We start from the raw sequence: 18,776 nt of genomic DNA, 5'->3' as shown, positions 1-18,776 counted from the left end.
AGGCTGGATCATCCGGAGGTCGTCCCGCGCAGCGGGGGCATACACCCGAAACTGAAAATAAGATTCTGATCCTGCAAGAAAATATCGGTGTGGCCTCTTGTATCCGCCCGGCAAGGAACTTCTATCGCCATGCGCCTGCACGTCCTGTCCGATTTGCACTGCGAGCGAGCAGCGTCAGTTCGGTGTCTTCGAGCCGCCGGCCGTGGAAGCCAACCTAGCTCTGCTCGCGGGCGACACCTTCACCCGCGGCCGCTTATGCCCCTGGGAGGATGCCGAAGCCGCCTTTGGCCATCCCGTGGTCGCGGTCTGTGGGAACCACGCGTTCTACGACGGCAAGATCGACACCATGGTGCCGAAGCTGAAGGCGATGTCGCCAGCCAAACGTCTCGCGCTCCTGGAGTGCGACGAGTTCCGGATCGGCCATGAGCTGCGCGTTTTGGGATGCACTTTGTGGGCCGACTTCCGCCTTCCGCTCACCGGCGATGAAGACCCCGTGGCCGCTCTGGATGAGGTGCGGCGCGTGGCGAACATCTGCGTGGGCGACCGCCACCGCCGCCGGATCAACGACTTCCATGCAATCCGGGTCGCGGCCGACGCCTACCGGTGCTTCCGGCCCAAGGACGCTGCCATGCTCCACGAGCAATCGGTGCGCTGGCTACGCGACAAGCTCCAGGAGCCATTCGCGGGCCGGACGGTGGTCATGACGCACCACGCGCCCTCGGTGCAAGCCGTGCCGCAGCACCGGCTCTCCGACCCGTTCATCGTGGCCTATGCGTCGAAGCTCGATGGCCTTATCGAGGAGATGCAGCCAGACCTTTGGCTGTTCGGGCACATCCACACGAGCCAGGACTTCTGGATCGGCCGCACGCGTCTCGTCGCCAATCCGCGCGGCTATGTAGGCCACGACCCCAATCCTGACTTCCGTCCGGATCTTGTCGTGGAGTTGTAATTCGCCAAAGCCCGTCAGCGCCTGAGCCAGTCGAGCGAGGAAGCGAAATAGAGGACGCCGAGGAATGAGCAGGCGGATCTATCAGACCGGCTGGCGACCGCGCACCACATCTCCGACCGGACACATATGTCCTCAAGAGGCGGCGCCACGGAGAGGCCATGCACTCAGCTTCGAGTTAAGACAACAGTCCAGCGGCCGCCTGATCGGTTACGCATGGTGATGACGTATCCCGAAAGAGTGTTTGGGTCGGTCATCGTTAGGCTTATTGGGTTGCCTTGCGGACCCGTAAAGTTCAAGGTTCTGTCATCAATGACGATGTCTACCGGAGAGCCTGCCCAGGTCCCTCTTGCTCGAGGCCCGTTTACTTCTGTGATCCGTAGAGTTCGCGTATTGCCTCTCAGTTGGCCAACAAGTTCACCGGTCCAACGGCCTATCGCCCAATGCTGTGTTGATCCCGCTCTTCTAGACCCAGGGCTGGCGAGGGAACTCGCAATGGGGCGGACGTCCTCGAATTGGGTCGCAGCTTGATCCTGCACGCAGCCTCCGAGCAGGAGCCCAACGGCCATGGGGATCAACAAAATCTCCCTAGGCAAAAAGCTCATTATCTTATGCCCCTCCTCTGGATTTCCTTCCAATCGCAGCAGGCGAAGTCAAAGGCAAATCCCTACGGAAGGTCCAAGGAAATCGGCATAGGCCAGAAAGTGATGGAAGTGGGTTTGGCCCAGCGCTGAAACCCAGCCCTCCTTCGTGCGGACCGGGTTTCGTCGCCTGGGCCGTCTCCTAGTAGATTGCAGGATAACTTGGCCGGGGCACCGAAAGGTGCCCCGGCTTTTTTTCTTCTCCGTCCTCCAGGGACAACAAAGACGCTTCAGCGCTTAGCCTCCGGCACCTCGCGGCGCATCGCGCGACCGCAGAAAAGAAAAAGCCGCCCTGCGCTGTCGAATTCCTCACCCCTTCCGACGGCGAACCCCATGACCCTCGACACCTGCCCGCTCCCCAACGCCCTCTCCACGCCTGCGCGCCACATCTCCTCGATCGTCGAAGCGCTATGCGAAATCGAACGCGCCTCCATGGCTGGCGCGACGGTGTGCTGGATCCGCGCGACCGCGGACGACGCCCTGGAAGCGGCCAGCCTGCTGCGCGTCGGCGGCTACAACCCCATCCTGCTTCAGGCCGATCCGGCAGCCGAAGCGAACGGCGCCTTCGCCACGGACAAGGCGCGGTCGGGTGCGCAGATTCTCGTCACCACGCCGGACATGGCCGCCCTGCTCGCCCTCGAATGCGATCTGGTGATCAGCGACACCGCGCCGAAGGCTCTCCGGGCGTCGGGCGAGGCGATCGCCGCGCGGATGGAGAAGGATCTGTCCCACAGCGCTGCCGTCGTGCCGCAGCTCGAACCGGCCCTGGCCTGATGCAGGCCCTTTGGGCGACTTTCCAGACAGGAAAGTCGGCTAAGCGCCTGAAAAACCAGTGATGGAGTTCAGGCCCAGCTTCAAAACCCGGCCCTCCTTCGTGCGGTCCAGGTTTCGTCGCCTGGGCCTGTCTCCCGGATAGTGAGGGTAAAGTGGGCCGGGGCGTCGGGGGGCGCCCCGGCCTTTTTTCTTTCTCGGTCCGGTGAAGAAAACAAAAGACGCGGCAGCGCTGGTTTTCTTCTCCCGCAGGAGGCCGGAACGGTCCGCCTCAGTGGCATGAAAAGAAAAGATCCCGTCGCGCTGCCGGACTCCTCTCCTCCTCCCGGCGATCCCCATGCATCTCGACGCTCTTCTGCGCTTCTGGGCGAAGGCCAAGCCTGACGCCCAAGCCACCACCCACAGCCATCCGGTCATCGGGCACAATCTTGATGTCGCGGCGTGCGCCATGACGCTTCCCCACAATCTGCCATTCTCCGAGGCACAACTCGGCTTTCTCCTGGCACTTCACGACATCGGCAAATTCGCGCGCTGCTTCCAAGCCAAGGCGCCGGAGGCCTGGGATGCGGCCCTGTTCGGCTGCGAGCCGCCGGCCGTGGACGATCCCGGCCACGAGGGTGTGGGGCACCATCTCGTGCGCCTGCCGAACATCCGCACGCTCCTCGCCCCCTTGTTTGCGAACCTCATGCCGTGGGAGCGCGACGCCCTGCTGCACGTGATTTTCGGGCATCACGGCAAGCCGCACGACCTCATCCTGCCGCCCGCTCCCACGCAGCTCGGCCCGCTCGAATGCGAGGCTGCCGAGACCTACGTGCGCCACCTGCTCGACCTGTTCCGGCCTGAGCCCCTGCCCGCGATCGACAGCGATCACGCCCTGGCGACGCTGACGTGGCGCCTGGCGGGTTTCGTGGTGCTCGCCGACTGGCTCGGATCCTCGCGCGAGCAGTTCACCTATGTCGAGGCGAAGCATTTTCCGCCGCTGTCGGACTACTTGGCCCGGTCCCGACGGATTGCCGATCATGCTGTGGCGACCTCGGGCATCCGTCACGCCAAGGTCGCGCCTTTCGCGGGGCTGCGCCATCTCTTCCCTCAGATTGCCCAACCCACGCCGCTGCAGAGAAAGGCCGAGACCGAGCCCCTGCCCGAGGGGCCGGTGCTGGTCCTGGTCGAAGACATGACGGGCGCGGGCAAGACGGAAGCCGCTCTGACCCTGGCGCACCGGCTGCTCGCCAGGGGCCGCGGCGACGGCCTGTATTTCGCCCTCCCCACCATGGCGACGGCGAACGGCATGTTTCGCCGCCTGCGCAAGTGCTGGTCTCGGTTCTTTGTTCCCGGCACCCAGCCCTCGCTCGCTCTCTCCCACGGCCGCGCCGATCTCATAAAGGAGTTCACTTCGACGATCCTGCCGATGTTCGAGGACATCCCCGTGATCCAGGGCAACGACAGCGAAGCCCAGTGCGCGGGTTGGCTTGGCGATGAGCGCCGCAAGGCGCTTCTGGCTCACGTCGGTGTGGGAACTATCGACCAGGCGTTGCTCTCCATTCTGCCGGTGCGGCACGCCGCGCTGCGCCTTTGGGGCCTCAGCCAGAAGGTCCTCGTCATCGACGAAGCGCACGCCTTCGACAGCTACATGCGCGAGGAGATCTTCACTCTTTTGCGCTTTCATGCGGCCCTGGGCGGCTCCGCCATCATCCTGTCCGCGACCCTGCCGATGCAGCTGCGCCAGCGCCTGGTGGACGCCTATTCTGAAGGCTTGGGCGTCCAACCCGAGACGGTGACAGCCGAAGCTTATCCGCTGATGACGCTGGCTTCCGCCTCGGGCGTTCGCGAAGCGCCCTGCTTGGCGCGCCCGGCCATCGGACCGCGCACCGCCGTTCGCCGCGTCGGCTCGTTCCGCGAGGTGCTGAGCGAGATCGAAGGAGCCGCTCGGCTCGGCGCGGCCGTGTGCTGGGTCCGGAACACCGTGGACGAGGCCATCGAGGCCGCGCGATTGCTGCGGAGCCGGGGGCTGGATCCCATCCTCTTCCACGCCCGCTTCGCGATGGAAGACCGTCTCGCCATCGAAGCCGAGGTGCTCGACATTTTCGGCAAGACGAGCACGCCCGACCAGAGGGCGCGGGTCCTGATCGCCACCCAGGTCGTCGAACAGTCGCTCGACCTCGACTTCGATCTGATGATCACCGACCTCGCCCCAGTGGACCTCGTGATCCAGAGGGCTGGGCGCCTGTGGCGTCACATCGAGCGACCGCACCGTCCGCTGCCCCGCGCCGAGCTGCTGCTCTACGCGCCGGAGCCGGCGGAGGACGCGATCGCCGAATGGCTGGACCAGCACAAGGGCTCGGCCGCCGTCTACGCGGATCCCTCGCTCTTGTGGCGGTCCACTAAAGCCCTTCTCGACCAAGGCGCGATCAAGGCCCCGGGCCACCAGGACAAGGAGCAAAATCTCCGCACCCTGATCGAAGCGGCCGCGGCAGAGGGTGGACCTGGCGCTCTCGTCGCCTTGGCGCAGAAAGCCCGCGAGGACGAAAGCCGCCAGGAAGCCATCGCCAAGAGCACCGTGCTGCGCTTCGAGGACGGCTATCGCCGCTCCGCGCCTTGGACATCCGAAGAGTCGGCCCGGACCCGCCTGGAGGATCAGCCGACGGTGACGATCCGGCTGGGCTTCCTGGAGAGCGGGAAGTTCCGCCCGTATTCGACCGAGAAGCGCCCTTCCCTCGCCTGGGCGCTCTCCGAAGTCTCGGCATCGCTCAAGCGCGCCGCAGCGATTGCCGCTCCATCTCAGATGGACGCGGCGATGAAAGCCACGCGCGAGACGTGGAACGAGCTGGACCGCGACAACGAGCGGCTCCTGCTTGGCTGTCTCGCGCGACGGCCCGATCCCCAGGGCTCGCCCGTGCCGGTCTTCGGCCTGCGCGACGTCCGCTACCACCCCCGCGAGGGCCTGCTCCTGCCCCGCTCCAAGGGCGACGGCTGAGCCTCCCTCCCGTCGGGATTTCCTCTTCCCCCTGCCCTGCCTTGGTTCCGGCCCGGCTTTGACGAGGCCGGCCGGATCGCCTTTGCGCGCCGAGCAGGGGTCTTCACCCCCACACTTCCGAGACCCCCTGAATGAACCTCATCACCGATCCCTGGCTCCCGGTGCGCCGTGCCGACGGCTCCCGGGCCACCATCAGCCCTGCCCAGATCACCAGCCAGTTCCGAGAGAATCCTGTCATACGGATCGACTGGCCGCGCGCGGATTTCCACATCGCCACGCTGGAGATGCTGGTCGGCCTGATGCGCCTCGCCGGGCTCGCGCAGGACCGCCGCGACTGGCGCCTTTGCGTCGCCTTCCCGCCCTCGCCAGCGGAACTGGAAGCGGCTTTCGCTCCCTTCGCGCATGCGTTCAATCTGTGGGCCGATGGCGATGCGCCGCGCTTCCTCCAGGACCTCGATCCCCTGGACGGGCGCGAGAAGAACCAGCGCCCGGCGACCGACCTGCTGCTCGACCTGGCAGACGGCAACCCCGTCACGATGAAGCCGGGCTTCGAGATGGCTCTTTCGCCCGGGGCGGCCGCGATCGCGCTCTACACGCTGCAGGCCTGGGCGCATCCCGGCGGCCGGGGCCACTACTCGACTCTGCGCGGCGCCTCGCCCCTGGTGCAGCTGGTGCAGCCCCGTCCCGATGCCACGCTGTGGGAGGCGGTGTGGGCCAACACGCCGCGCGGCAAGGCCCCCGAGGCGGCCGATCTGCCCCGGATCTTCCCCTGGCTCGCGCCCACCATCACCGGCATCGGCGGCCGCTCCGTGCGCCCGGTGCGCGACGATGCCCACGATCTGCAAGCCTTCTGGCCCATGCCGCGCCGCATCCGCCTCTGCTTCGAGCCCGCCAACGGACGCGCCTGCTCCATCACCGGCACGGAGCCGGAGGTGGTCCTGTCGAGCTTCTGGATGCAGTCGTCCGGCGTGCGCTACGCGGACTGGGCCGGGGTTCACCCGCTGACCCCCGTGGCGCATCTGTCCGCTGGCAAGGACGGGCCGAGGATCAAGCGCAGCCTGAAGGCCCGGCGTGGCCTGGTGGGTTATCGCCACTACCACAACCTGGCGCTGCTGCGGCCGGACGCCCCCGACATCTCTCCTGCGCCGGCCACCCAGGAATGGCTGGAGTGGCGCGGCGAGGCCTATGCCGTGGGGCGGGGGCACACCAATGCCGCCGCTGCCGGCAGCCTGCTGCTCGCGGGCTACGAGACCACCAACTCGAAGGCCCTGAGCTTTCTCCACAGCCGCCTGCCCATCTTCGCGATGGAGCCGGAGGCCGCCCCGCGCGTACACACCGAGGCCACGCTGCTTACCCAAGCCGCAGACTTCGCCAGCCAAGTGCTCCGAGTTGCGTTGAACGACGCCCTTTTCCTCGGCAAGGCGAGCTACACTGGCGCGCTCGATGGGTCGAACGGCGTGCTGCTCGCAGTGACAGAGCAGCTAGAGGGCGCCACCGAGGCACTGTTCTACGACACGCTGGCTCGCGTCCGCGAGGATGCGGGCGTGCTGATGCCGGGTCGCGAGGCCTGGGTGGCGCGGCTGCGGCTCGAGGCCTTGCGCATCTTCGACGAGGAAGCGCCGCTGGACCCTCTGGGCAGCCCCGCGAATGAGCGGATCGCCAAAGCCAGGCGGATCCTCATGGATCACCTGTTCGGACGCACCGACGATGCCCGGAAGGCCATCACCAAGCCCCTGGGGATCTCCCTGACCCTGCGACCCGCGAACACGGTGGAGAGTGCGGCATGAGCGCCCGCCCTGCCGAAAAAGAAACGCATGGCAGCGTGGCGCTCTCCTGGTGGGCGCGCCTGCAGGGCAACGGCAGCTTCAAGGGCGATGCGGGCAGCCGCACCGCCCTGGCGCGGGCCGACACGCTGCTCGCGCTCATGACCCAGCCGGCCGCCGCTGAGCTGTTCAGCAAGCTTCCGGCCGAGTACCGACCCCGCTTCGAGCAGGTGGCGCTCACGGCCGGGGTGCTGGCGCAGGTGCGCGAGAATGCTGTCTCACGAAGCCTGGGCCGCCATCTCGGCGCGCTCCGTCCCGGCAGCGACAGCCGTGTGATGAACCCCCATCGCTTCGCGCGGCTGCTGAAGATCGCCGAGCCCGAACTGCTGCTCGGCGAATGGCGGCGGACGGTCCACCTCCTGGGCCGGACGATGCCCATCATCGACCTGGCCGAGACCCTGCTCGACTGGAACGACCGCCGAAAGCAGCGGCTCGTCTACCAATTCTGGGGCTTTTCCGAGCCCTCCTCCCTCCCCTCCTCCTGACGAGACCCCCATGACCAAGACGACCATTGCCTCCGCGCCGCTGCGCGCGGGGGATGCCCCCACCTATGCCGAGCGGCCCTTCGTGCAGATCCACCTCCTGCGCTTCATCGGCTTGCACAACCTCAACCGCGATGAGGCCGGCCAGCCCAAGCAGGCGAACGTGGGCGGCGTGCCCCGCCTGCGGCTGTCTTCGCAAAGCCAGAAGCGCGCGCTGCGCTTCTCGCCCGCCTTCCAGGCGCGGCTGGAGAGCCTGATCGGCGCACGGACCCGGCGCATCGGCGAGACGATTCGTGCCGAGATTGAGGCCCGGCACGCCACCGCCGCGCAGTCCCTCTCCGCGGCGGACCGGCTGACCCTGTCGCACTTCATCGCCGAGGCGTTTGGCAAGCTCGAAGCGGCTGAGAAGACCAACGGGCGTATCCAGAACAAGACGCTCGCCTTCTTTTCCCCCTTCGAGGAACAGCGCCTCAAGGCTTTCCTGGTCGAGACGCTCGCGGATGCGGAGAGGATCAAGGCCTTCCTGACACTGGCGGCGATCCCACCGGAGGAGACGGCGCCCGCGGCCGACGCCGATGCCGGCCCCGAGGGCGCGCAGGATGGGCCCGCGCAGGACGACTTCTCCGGCACCGTGCTAGGTGCGACCGACATGTTCGGCACGCCCACGGCCGCGCCCGCCGCCAAGGCCAAGGCGGCCGAGAAGTCCAGGAAGGGCGGCAAGCCGGCCCCCAAGCCCAAGCGTGACGAGAAGGCGATTGGCAGGGCGCAGGGCGAGATCCGCGCGGCGGTGCTGAACGCGGCCGATCCGGGCGTGGATGTCGCGCTCATGGGGCGGATGTTCGCTGACGCGCACGAATTCGACCGCACGGCCGCCTTGCATGTGGCCCATGCCTTCACCACGCATCGCGCCGTCGCTGAGGATGACTTTTTTTCCGGGATGGATGATCGCAGCGGCGCGGACGAGACCGGCGCCGGTCACATCGACACCGCCTTCTTCGGCTCCGGCGTCTACTACCAGTATCTCGTGCTGAACCGCGCCCTGCTGGAGCGGAATCTCGGCACCGGGCTGGCTGCTGAGGAGAAAAATGCCCTCCTCCGCGACACCATCACCGCGCTGATCGAGGCCCTGCCGGCTGCGGTGCCGGGCGGACGGCAAGCGAGCTTCGCGGCCTATCCGCCCGTGGACTTCACATTGGTCGAGGTCGGCGCTGAGCAGCCCCGTTCCCTCGCCGGCGCCTTCGCCATGCCGGTGTCGGGTGAGGACCTGCTGAATGCCTCGATCGGCTCGCTGCTCGACTACCGGGCGCGGCTGAACCGCATCTATGGCAACGGGAATGCCGCCGCGATGATGACCACGCGGATGCCGGCGGAGATCGCAGAGGCGGTCGCGGCCCGGGTGCCATTCGGGAAAGCGGACAAGAAGGCTGAGCCCTGCCAGGGCAAGAAGCTGCCGCCGAGCATCAGCCGCGAGGACCTCATCGCCCTCGCCCTGACGCCCTGAGATGCGCCCGCATCTCACCTTCGCCCTGGTGGCGCCGCTCGCCGCCTTCGGCGAGTTGGCGCTGGGCGAGATCCGCCCGAGCCAAGCCCGGCCCACCCGGTCGGGCCTGCTCGGCCTCGTGGCGGCCTGTCTGGGCGTGGAACGGTCGGACGAAGCCGCGCATCTGGAAATCGAGCGCTGCTTCGGCCTCGGCGTGCTCACCCTCGCCCCTGGGCGGATGAGCGTGGACTACCACACGGTCCAGTTCCGCGTGCCGGGTGCTTCGTCCCTGACCACCCGCATTACTCGCCGCCAGTACCGCGAGGATGTCTGGCACCTCGGGGCGCTCTGGGAGCGGGAGGCCTCACCCTGGAGTTTGGAGCAGGTGGCGGAAGCCATGCGACGGCCCGTCTTCGCTCCCTACCTCGGGCGGGCCTGCTGCCCGCTCGCCCTGCCCCTGGCCCCGCGCATCATTCAGGTTCCGAACGCCGAGGTCGCCCTGAAGGAGCGTGCTCAGACGGGGCCGGAAAACACGGTGCTGTCGGGGCGACGGGGCAAGCGACTTCTCGACGTTTATGCGGGCGGGGAGAAGCACCAAACCCTCGCGCTGGACGAAGCGGACGCCGCCTCCCTCACCCTCTCGGGCCGGGTGGAGCAGCGTCTCGATGCCCTGCGCTCGCGCGTGCGCCGGCAATACGACAGCCGCGCCGAATTCGTGGCGGAGATCCCCCGATGACGCATCCCCTCTGGCTTTCGCAGGTCAGCCTGCGCCGCGACCAGCCGTCACAGGCCTTCGTGCCCTTGCTGCAGCCGCGTGACGACAGCGAGCGCTCAGACACCTGGCACAAGCTCCTTTGGGGCCTGTTCCATGAGGCGCGCGACGACCGCCGTGACTTCCTGTGGCGGCTGGAGGACGACGTGGCCTGGGTGCTTTCGCATCGCGAGCCGCGCGACCCGCATGGTTTGTTCCACTTGCGGACCAAACCCCTGCCGCTATCGCTGGCGGCTGGGGACCGCTGGGGCTTCAAGCTGCGCGTGAATCCGACAGCCTCGGTGCGCGAGGAAGGCGGCCTCCTCAAGAAGCGGGGAAAGCGGCTCGGCGTCGTCTCCAAGGCGCTGCGCGGCCTGCCGCGGGACGCCGCGCCCGAAGAGAAGGACCGCTTGGTTCATGCCGCACTTCGGGACTGGCTTTCCCGCAAGGGCGAGCAGCACGGTTTCGCGTTGCTGGATCTCCAGGTCGAACAGGAGCGTCACACCTCGCTCAGCCGCGCTTGCGCCGGAAAAGGGCAGCAGATCCGCTTGGATGTCGCCGATCTCGTCGGCGTGCTGGAGGTGACGGACCCCGGCAAGCTCCGGGAGGCCATAGCATCAGGTCTCGGCCGGGCCCGCGCCTTTGGACACGGCCTGATGCTGTTCACCGGCCGTGTCTGAACTTCGGTCGCGAGAAGGGTGCTTCCGCGCAGCCAATCACGACCCTCGCCGGGCCGGCTGTTTGGCCGTCCGGCGAGGTGTAGAAACCGGCATTGCCCGGATGAGTTCGGATTTTCTGGTCCGCTTTTATCGGAACTGCTATGAATATCAGCGTGTTATCGACAGGAGGGCCGTCATGGCACTCAGCACCACGCTTGGCGACGACACCATTACCGGCACGCCGGGGCCGGATAGACTGTTTGGTGACGTCGAGGACCTGCCAGGCGAGTTCGGCAGCAGCATCCTTGATGTCCAGGGCGGCCACGATACTCTCCGGGGCGGCGACGGCAACGACGTGCTGTACGGCGACGCTTACATCGTGGTCGGCGACGGCCAGGGCGGCAACGACTTGCTCTTCGGGGAAGAGGGTGACGATACCCTCCTCGGAGACGGCAACTATGGAAGCCTCGCTGGTCAGGACAGCCTTTTCGGTGGCCTCGGAGGTGACTGGCTGATTGGCGATTACTACGAGCTGAGCGGCCAGGGTGCTGACGACTTGCTGGACGGCGGTGGCGGTAGCGACGTGCTGATGGGCGATGCGTTCTGGATGTTCGCAGGCAGCGGGGGAGGAAGTGATAGCCTCCTTGGCGGCGATGGGGACGACGTTCTGCGTGGCGACGCGCATGAGATGTTCGCAGGCGCCATAGCCGGCGATGACCAGCTCCAGGCCGGGGCAGGGAACGACGTGGTGCTAGGTGATGCGACGTTTCTCAACGCCCCGGGCGGAAACGACGAGTTGGCGGGCGGTAGCGGCGACGACACCCTGTATGGCGACGCTCTGCAGGCCGAGACCGGCGAGGCGCGTGGCGGCGATGACGTGCTGAACGGCGGACCCGGCAATGACACGCTCTGGGGCGACTTCGCCATCATTGCCGCTGCGGATCCCCCTGGCGATCCTCCCGAAGGTGGGCAGGACAGGTTCGTCTTCACGGGCCGGTTCGGGCGGGACTGGGTCGGCGATTTCCAGCCGGGTGAGGACATCCTGGAGTTCGCCGTGCTTGGCCTGCACGGACCGCGAGAGCCGCACGTGCGTGTGCAGCAGGTTGGAGCCGACACGGTGATCAGCGTGTCGGGCTTTGGAGCCGTGACGCTCGCTGGTGTCGACAGTGGCAGCCTGACCACGGGAGATTACCTTCTCACCTGACGCAGCCTCTTGAGCGATATACGAGAATCAAAGCCCATATCGCCCCATTTCCAGCAGCCGTTGACGCCAATAGGCCCTTGGATGTCGACACTGGCACTTTTCTCATTGGGCCGCGCGCCGCCTTCAGAAGGCAGGTCGCCATTCTCGATTGGGAGATCCGGCTGAAAAACTTTGATAACAAGGACTTTCGGGAAGAGTGTCCCCCGCACGTGCGGGGATGATCCAAATAGACTGGTGTCACTCTAGCCGCAGCGACCGTGTTCCCCGCGCCTGCGGGGTGAGCCGATCTCTTTGCGCTCCTCGTAGGGCATCTTGAGGTGTTCCCCGCGCGTGCGGGGATGAGCCACACGCCCGTTACAGCGCACCTTCACGGCCCAGTTGTTCCCCTGCTCGCGTGGGGACGAGCCGAGATCGGTGGTGCGGCCATAGTTGCTGTTGCCTTGGCCCCCGCGCTGCGGGGATGAGCCCGAATGAGGCGGCTTGAGGTCCAGCACCCGAAGAGGTTCCCTGCGTCAGCGGGGATGATCCTGGCTCCTATGTGCCGCCGACATCAGTGCCTTGGTGTTCCCCGCCATCGGGGATGAGCCCAACCCAACGGGCGGCTAAAGCCGCAGCGCGTCCTTTCCCTGCCCACGCAGGGATGCGCCGACGTTTTTCTCGAAGTTGCCGAAGAGGCGCATGTGTTCCCCGCCCGCGCGGGGATGATCCAGGGGTGTGATGCAAGGCGATCAGCGTGCAAACCTCTTCCCCGCCCTGCGGGGATGCACCGGTCTGCTAGGTGAGTTTGCCTGCTCGCCAGTCCCACTCTCCGCCTCTGCGGAGATGGCCCTCGGTAGAAGCGAACTCGGCCCAGCTGAAATCCGGCTCCCTTCCCTCGCGGGGATGCGCCGGTCATCATATGCACCGCCGAGACCAAGACCGAGAGGTTCCCTGCTTCTGCGGGGGTCAGCCGATCTTTTTGGTATGCATGCGCTTGTGGGCCGCAAGCTCCTCGCCCTTGCGGGGATGATCCAGCGTTGGAAATGGTGCTGGAGGAGACAATCTGCATTCCCCGCCGAGCGGGGATGAACCGCACACGAGGTCCCGACCACGCACCGTATTCATCCGTTCCCTGCACTTGCAGGGATGACCCGATCGTCACGACGACCCCTGGCTTGGCGTTCAACAGGTCCCCGCCTGCGGGGCTGCACCGAACATCCAGGACGCCATCATCACGAACTGTCTCTGTTCCTCGCCCGAAGAGGATGAGCCGGTCTTTTGCGTTTGGATGCGCTTATGGGCTGAGTGTCCCTGCCTTGCGGGATGGCCCGGCGTAGACGTTGCCCGTGGTCTGACCCATGACAGCTTCCCTGCCCTCGCGGGGATGGCCCGATCAAAAGAATCGGACCCAGAGCAAGGCCTGCTCCTCCCTGCCCTTGCGGGGATGGCCCTTCAAAGGTGTTGGTGCCACCCGCGTCCTCGACACGTTCCCCTGCCTTTGCGGGGATGATCCGCGATGCGTGTGACCGATGACGAGCGGGCGGAGATGTTCCTCGCCTCGCGGGGATGCACCCGCCATCACGCACTCGCCGATGTGCTTGTCGAGCCGCTCCCCGCCCGCGCGGGAATTCCTACCGTCCCTCGCGCATCGCCCCATCGCGAAACGTCACCACCTGCGCGGCGCGCCGCTGCCAAGCCGCGACCTGCACCCGCAGCCGCCCATCCTCCGTGACCGTCGCGCGGGGATTGGGTGCGCAGGTTCCGAACGCCGGCGAGACCGCCATTCCCCCCTGCCCCATCTCCAGGATGCGGAACCGGGCCGGGCACACGCGCCCGCCGCTTTCGACGGTCAGCAGCACGAAGGTCCGGTCCTGCGCCGGATACACACCCGCAAAGCCGCCGAAGCCCTCCTCGCCGGTGAGGAGCGCCCGCCCATTGGCCTGCAGGGAAAACTCGCCGAGGTCCGTGGCCTGCATCGCAAGCCGCGTCGGGCCGATGGCGAGCGTCTGCCGCAGCCGTGGGTCCCCATTCAGCTCCGGCCATTCCAGCCGCACCTCACCGCCGGGGATGCGCTCGGTTCGCGGCCCCTGGGCGTGCGCAGGCACAGAGGCGAAACCGGCGGCCACCAGCGCGGCGGCCGCCCAAACAAGTATCTTCATTCGCTGCGGATCAGCCCTTGGCGGCCTTGCGCTTCGCCTTCTTGAGACCCGACAGCGCATCCGTCTTCATCGAGGCCGAGGGACGGAACTTGAAGCCCACGCCGGCCTTGATCTTGATCTTCTCCTGGGTGCGCGGGTTGAAGCCCGAGCGCGGCGCCCGCTCACGCGCCGTCAAGGAACCGATCTCGGGTAGAGCCAGCCGGCCTTCCTTCACCAGCTCGTCGCGCAGCGCCCCGATGATCTCGCCGGCCAGCCGCGTGGCCTCGACCCCGGTGATCTCGATGTTGCTCTTGATCGTCTCGATGATGAGCGCCTTGGACATAATTCCACTCCCTTGAAAAAGCCTCGCTGGGCGAGCGCATTTCTTTGAAGCCCAAGCCACACCGCTTGGGAATCCTTTTTCGCACCGAGGAAGAATACGGAGGTGCCGCCTCAGGCCATGACGGGTTCGGCTGTCAGGAGGCCGGCGTTGCGCGCTTCTATGTCTGCGACGTCGAGCAGCGGCTGCAGATGATCGAACCGCTCGCCGCGGGTCCGGGCGCAGTCCGCCAAGGACTTCCAGCTCTGCGCGTGCTCCTTCTCATTGAGATGGCCGCAAGCAAGCTGGTAGCGAAGCCAAGCACCGTAGAGCAGGCCGACATCGCCCTCGCAGTAACGGCCCACCTCCTCGATCCGGCCCTCGTTGACCATGGGCTCGACCATGGAACCCTCCACGCCGTCGGCCTTTCCAGGTAGTCCCATCGCAGCCGCCATTTCGACCAGCTTGTACCTTGTGCTGGCGCCCCAGTTCGCCATGATCTCCATCAGGTCCACATGACAGTCGGCGTATTTTCGCCAGTAGTCATGCGGCAGCGGGTATCCGTGCTCCTTCTCGAACTTCCAGTCCTGAATCCCTGCGGGCTTGCGATAGGCGAGGTACTGAGCCGGCAGGCGCAGCGCCACGGCGCGAAGGCGGGCCAAGGGCAGATCGAAACCCGCCGTGTTCCAGCCAATGATGCAGGGCTGCTTGTTGGTCTCCCGGCGGGGCCCGAGAAGCTGATCCAGCCGCTCCAGCATGTCCCGCTCGCTCCCATGGCCCGTGTGCCGGGTGGCGATGCGCAACACCTCCCAGCCCCGCGACTTCTCGACGTTCTCCGTGCGGCGACACAGGATCACCGAGATCGCGACGATCTTCTGCAGGACGGGTTTGACGAAGACCTCCTCGTCCTTCTGGCCCGGTCGGCGACAATAATCCGTCAGGGCGGCGCGGACCTCCTGATCTTGCGCCTCGGGTCCGAAGCCGAGCAGGCGGCGCGCCGCATCGAGGTCAGGCACCGTCTCGATGTCGAGAACAACGGCGCTCTCCGTCTCCTTGGCCGGCTTCTTTTCCTCCATCGCGACCTCCCAGCGTGAACATTCTGGGAACCGTCTACCAAAAGAGGGAGGGGATTCCGCAAGAGTCCCGGGGGACGCGTGGTGTTTCCGTCCTCAGTCAGTCACGCGTAGCCGCCGTGCTCGATGTCGGCCAGGTATCTGCGCACCGCGTCGGCTCGCCCGGCCTTCACGAGGTCTTCGGCGGTCAGATCACCGAAGCCAGGCAGGTTCTGCGACTGCTACCAGGCAAAGGCCGCCAGCTCGGATCCCGCTGCCTGCCGCACCCGGCCGATGATTTCGGCCAGATCGCGGAGCCAAGCCTGCATGGTGGGTGTGGAGATGCGCGCGCCCTGAGTCAGCGCTTCTTAGGACACGCCGATGGATGCGGCGAGCTGCGCGGGCGTGATGCGCAGCCGCTCGCACAGCGCCAGGGGCCGGATCTGTCCGCTGGCGTCGGACACCGTGGCGAGGAACTCGGTTAGGTCAGCTTGGATGTGCACGGTCTCTCCTGCCTTCCGTCCTCACCTGCGTCGGGAACCCACAAGCGCCGCCTGAAGCGGCCCAGCCTATCCTGCTTGGCTGTGACTAAGCCGCCTCGGGCTGCCGGCGTCGTCCATCGGGCGCCGTTGGTGGCGGGTCTTCGGCCATGGCGGCGGCACGGCGTTCCAGCCACTCCGCGATTTCGGTAGGCACGCTGCCCACGCCTCTGGCCCATTTTCGGACGCGCGCCTCGTCCATGCCCAGAGCATCGGCCAGTCCTCGCTGCGTCCACCGCAGGAGAATGAGGCACTCACGCAGGCGGGTGGGGCTCATCCACCCCCTCCCAGCCAACGTGCGATCACCGGAGCGGCAGCCGTCAGGGCACCGATCGCCGCCACCACTGCGGCCACCGGCGTGACAAAGCGCGTGACACGCAGGTTGGATGCCTCCGCGCTCAGCTTCGCAGCTTCGGCGGTCAGCTTGTGCTGCTCGGCGACAAACTTCCGCGTCTCTTCCTGCTGGCGCTCGATGCGTGAAACCAGCTCCGCAAGGTTGAGGCGCTCGGGGATGTCCGTGGTGGTGCTCAACGGCGTCTCCACTCGATCTGACGGGGCTTAACCCTCGTCGTGTCCGCAATGTGCGGATTTGCGGCGCGGCCGTCAATGACAAATCCGCAAAGTGCGGATTAGTTTCTGCGCCGCCACCCGCCACCGTCGCGCGCCGCGTCAGAGGCCCGCCTTATCCCCGTCTCGCCCTGGTGTCGGGCTTTCCCACAGGCGGCCGCCAGAACTCGGCTTGGGCCTTCGTCGCATCGAGGGCGCTCTGCCCTTCCGAGGCTAGGCGCCGCCGCTCCGCCTCGTTCACGCGCCGCGCCCGGTGCGCGTAGCGAGGGTCGCCTTCCACGAGATGCAGATGCTCGGCCAGGCGATTGCGTTCGAGCCAGCCCACCGTCGCCTCAAGCTCGGCCAGGGTCATGAGTCCTCTGCCCTTGCCCATCACCCGCTTCAACACGGCATTATAGCGGTGATAGGTCCCGTCGCCGCGCGGCGCCCGCAGCGCGGCTTCGTCCTCCACCGCCTGTGCGGCCACCATCTCGCCGACCTGATGCCGCAGCCGCCGCTCCACGCTCGAAGGGGTCGGGGCATCGGGCGTTGTGGGCAGCCCATCGAGCAGCGGACCCGGATCCTTCGCCGCTGCCGGGCGCCCCACCTGAAGCGTCGGCCCGGCCGCTAGGTTCTCCCACCGCAGCCCCGTGGCGTTGGAGGAGAGCGGCACGATGCCGTGTCGGCCTTCTTCCCCCAGCTCCTGTCTTAACCAATCCGGTAGGCGCTGCCCCCGGCTTTCCTTAGGCCTCCGCGCGACCGTGCCCTGCTCGGTCTCGATACGGCGTCGGAAGGCGCGGAACAGAAGATCGTCAGGGTGAAAGACCAGCGCCCTCTGCTCGTCCACCGGCCCCGCATGGGGGTCGATCCGCGTGGCACGGGCGATCATCTGCTCCAGCCAGGGCCGTGACCGGATGTGGGTGAGAGCGGCCACGACCGACACGCCCGGAGCGTCCAAGCCTTCGTAGGCCATCGCCACGGTCACGAGGCATGCCGGCTCGCTCATGAGCCGAAAAGCAGCAAGGGTTTCTTGCGCGTCGCGCTCGTCCGAAATGGCGAGCCGCGCATCCACCAGCCGCCGCGCCACGGGCAGCCGCCCTCTGATGTGGTCCAGGTATCGCCGTGCTTGCACTTGATCAGGTGCCACGACCAGGAGCTTTCCAAGTCCCTTGCCGCCGTCCCTCGCCATCACACCGAGCTTCCGGCGTCGCCCGGCCCTGAGCATGCGCGTCTCGTCGAAGGCGCGGTCGAGCAGTTGTAAGGCGAATTCGGTGCGGAGTGCCGTGAAGAGAGCGGGTCGCGTGGTCTCGTAATCCGCATCCAGTGTATGGGGCCCTACGGCTGGGCCGTCGGGCTCGATCCAAGACGCCTCCCCCTGTACGGCACCGAAGGTCACCGGCAGCACGGCCTTCTCCCGCAGGGCCTCGGCGCGGGAATAGCCAACCACCGCCCAGCCGGACGCCCGAAGGTCCACTTCCCGTGTCCGGTCGGAACTTCCCTTGCCGTAGGGCAGCCACAGGATCGGCCGCCCATCCGCGCGCATGAGTGTTCCGGAAAGCAAGAGACGGACCCGGGCAAGTTCGAGCATCGGCAACAAGGCCCGCGACCAGGAGGCCTCGCGCTCCAAGGCCCACGCCCCCTCCCCTACCTGTCCCGAGGGCTCTGCGTCGCTCAATGCTGGGAGATGATGGATCTCGTCCACCACGAGCAGATACCGGTGCCGGCTGAATTCCCTCATGTGCAGTTCGGGAGCGGCGGCGACGGCTTGGTAGGTGGTCACGTAGCCCGCGAGGCCCCGGCATGGGTCAGGCGCGTTCTCGGCGGCTCGGACGGAGAGGCTGTGACCAAGCTCCGAACGCCACCCCCCGTCGGCGAAAGCTTCTTCTGCCTGCAGGCGCAGGCTGTCTCTGGGAACCACCCAGCACACCCGGTCCACGACCCCGGCGCGGATCAACTCGCTCGCCGCCAGCACAGGCAGGAGGCTCTTGCCCCCGCCCGGTGTCACCGCCGCGAGGATGTCCTGAAGCCCTGAGGCTTCGCCTGACGCAATGGCCCGCACGACCCCGAGGATGCGGCGCTGGTGCGTGCGAAGGGATCGGGCCATCGCATGAGTCTAAGCACCTGGAATCACGATGTGAATCGGCCCACTCAAGGAAGAGAGTGCTTCCTGCTAAGAGCGTCAGTTTCCGCCAATCACCTTGGGTTCAGCCCTGCTGCCCGGGCAGCCTCCCCCCACTTTGCGTCCTCGGCTTGAAGCCTCGCTGCAAACTCCGCGCCGGTGGATCCCACGGGCTCGGCGCCTACCAGAAAGGGCTCGCCCTGCCCTTAAGATCAGGACACAGCGCTGGATCTCGGGCTGCGGCCAGGGCTGGAAATCAGCCGTATCCGGCTTGCAAGGTTTCTGTCAGCCGAGTGCGGGACACTTGCCTCTGCATGGCCTGATCTCTTCGCCTTCGCAACAAGGTGCAGGCC

16 protein-coding genes are annotated in these 18,776 nt (G+C 66.8%); 9 read left to right on the top strand and 7 right to left on the bottom strand.

Annotation, left to right across the window (positions count from 1 at the left end; translation table 11 throughout):
- The first annotated feature begins 97 nt into the window (after window positions 1-97).
- The 9 genes from JTJ31_RS15220 (at window position 98) to JTJ31_RS15180 (ending at window position 11,731) form a co-directional block, all read left to right on the top strand.
- Window positions 98-949: a metallophosphoesterase family protein gene (locus JTJ31_RS15220; protein WP_207539580.1), complete on the top strand. Its 852-nt coding sequence runs from the start codon at window positions 98-100 to the stop codon at window positions 947-949.
- Window positions 950-1,920: 971 nt separating this feature from the next.
- Entirely contained in the window at window positions 1,921-2,361 is a 441-nt protein-coding gene (locus JTJ31_RS15215; protein WP_207539579.1) for a hypothetical protein, read from the top strand.
- 334 nt (window positions 2,362-2,695) lie between these two features.
- Window positions 2,696-5,332, top strand: coding sequence for a CRISPR-associated helicase Cas3' (gene cas3 / locus JTJ31_RS15210; protein ID WP_207539578.1), 2,637 nt, complete (start codon window positions 2,696-2,698; stop codon window positions 5,330-5,332).
- A 131-nt stretch (window positions 5,333-5,463) separates the two neighbouring features.
- A complete protein-coding gene (gene casA, locus JTJ31_RS15205; RefSeq protein WP_207539577.1) occupies window positions 5,464-7,119 on the top strand; it encodes a type I-E CRISPR-associated protein Cse1/CasA in 1,656 nt (551 codons plus the stop codon).
- Window positions 7,116-7,640, top strand: coding sequence for a type I-E CRISPR-associated protein Cse2/CasB (casB, locus tag JTJ31_RS15200; RefSeq protein ID WP_207539576.1), 525 nt, complete (start codon window positions 7,116-7,118; stop codon window positions 7,638-7,640). Before casA ends, casB begins: the two co-directional genes overlap by 4 nt.
- A 10-nt stretch (window positions 7,641-7,650) precedes the next feature.
- Window positions 7,651-9,138, top strand: a complete 1,488-nt coding sequence (locus JTJ31_RS15195; RefSeq protein WP_207539575.1) for a type I-E CRISPR-associated protein Cas7/Cse4/CasC — start codon at window positions 7,651-7,653, stop codon at window positions 9,136-9,138.
- 1 nt (window position 9,139) lies between these two features.
- Complete coding sequence (cas5e, locus tag JTJ31_RS15190) at window positions 9,140-9,853, top strand: type I-E CRISPR-associated protein Cas5/CasD (protein WP_207539574.1); 714 nt, start codon at window positions 9,140-9,142, stop codon at window positions 9,851-9,853.
- Window positions 9,850-10,548 (top strand): type I-E CRISPR-associated protein Cas6/Cse3/CasE, encoded by a 699-nt coding sequence (cas6e, locus tag JTJ31_RS15185; RefSeq protein WP_207539573.1) that lies wholly within the window; start codon window positions 9,850-9,852, stop codon window positions 10,546-10,548. Before cas5e ends, cas6e begins: the two co-directional genes overlap by 4 nt.
- Window positions 10,549-10,723: 175 nt before the next feature.
- Complete coding sequence (locus tag JTJ31_RS15180) at window positions 10,724-11,731, top strand: calcium-binding protein (protein WP_207539572.1); 1,008 nt, start codon at window positions 10,724-10,726, stop codon at window positions 11,729-11,731.
- A gap of 1,610 nt (window positions 11,732-13,341) precedes the next feature.
- Here JTJ31_RS15180 and JTJ31_RS15175 read toward each other — a convergent pair.
- The 7 genes from JTJ31_RS15175 to JTJ31_RS15145 all read right to left on the bottom strand — a co-directional run bounded on the left by JTJ31_RS15175 (window position 13,342) and on the right by JTJ31_RS15145 (window position 18,408).
- Complete coding sequence (locus tag JTJ31_RS15175; protein WP_207539571.1) at window positions 13,342-13,869, bottom strand: hypothetical protein; 528 nt, start codon at window positions 13,867-13,869, stop codon at window positions 13,342-13,344.
- Window positions 13,870-13,879: 10 nt separating this feature from the next.
- Window positions 13,880-14,191 carry an HU family DNA-binding protein gene (locus tag JTJ31_RS15170; protein WP_207539570.1) on the bottom strand — a complete coding sequence of 104 codons (312 nt, stop codon included), beginning with the start codon at window positions 14,189-14,191 and terminating at the stop codon, window positions 13,880-13,882.
- A gap of 110 nt (window positions 14,192-14,301) precedes the next feature.
- A complete protein-coding gene (locus tag JTJ31_RS15165; RefSeq protein WP_207539569.1) occupies window positions 14,302-15,243 on the bottom strand; it encodes a 3'-5' exonuclease family protein in 942 nt (313 codons plus the stop codon).
- Window positions 15,244-15,587: 344 nt separating this feature from the next.
- Window positions 15,588-15,722 (bottom strand): hypothetical protein, encoded by a 135-nt coding sequence (locus JTJ31_RS25040; RefSeq protein WP_268957080.1) that lies wholly within the window; start codon window positions 15,720-15,722, stop codon window positions 15,588-15,590.
- Window positions 15,723-15,807: 85 nt separating this feature from the next.
- The gene (locus JTJ31_RS15155; protein WP_207539568.1) at window positions 15,808-16,035 is read right to left on the bottom strand and encodes a helix-turn-helix domain-containing protein; all 228 of its coding nucleotides are present in this window, start codon (window positions 16,033-16,035) and stop codon (window positions 15,808-15,810) included.
- Window positions 16,032-16,289 (bottom strand): hypothetical protein, encoded by a 258-nt coding sequence (locus JTJ31_RS15150; protein WP_207539567.1) that lies wholly within the window; start codon window positions 16,287-16,289, stop codon window positions 16,032-16,034. The genes JTJ31_RS15155 and JTJ31_RS15150 overlap by 4 nt, the downstream gene beginning before the upstream one ends.
- Window positions 16,290-16,440: 151 nt before the next feature.
- Entirely contained in the window at window positions 16,441-18,408 is a 1,968-nt protein-coding gene (locus JTJ31_RS15145; RefSeq protein WP_207539566.1) for a DEAD/DEAH box helicase, read from the bottom strand.
- Window positions 18,409-18,776 lie beyond the last annotated feature (368 nt).

This window comes from Sabulicella rubraurantiaca, assembly GCF_017355885.1.
Lineage (GTDB): Bacteria > Pseudomonadota > Alphaproteobacteria > Acetobacterales > Acetobacteraceae > Roseococcus > Roseococcus rubraurantiacus.
The sequence above is the reverse complement of the archived record's forward strand: the minus strand, read 5'-3'. Positions and strand labels throughout refer to the sequence as shown.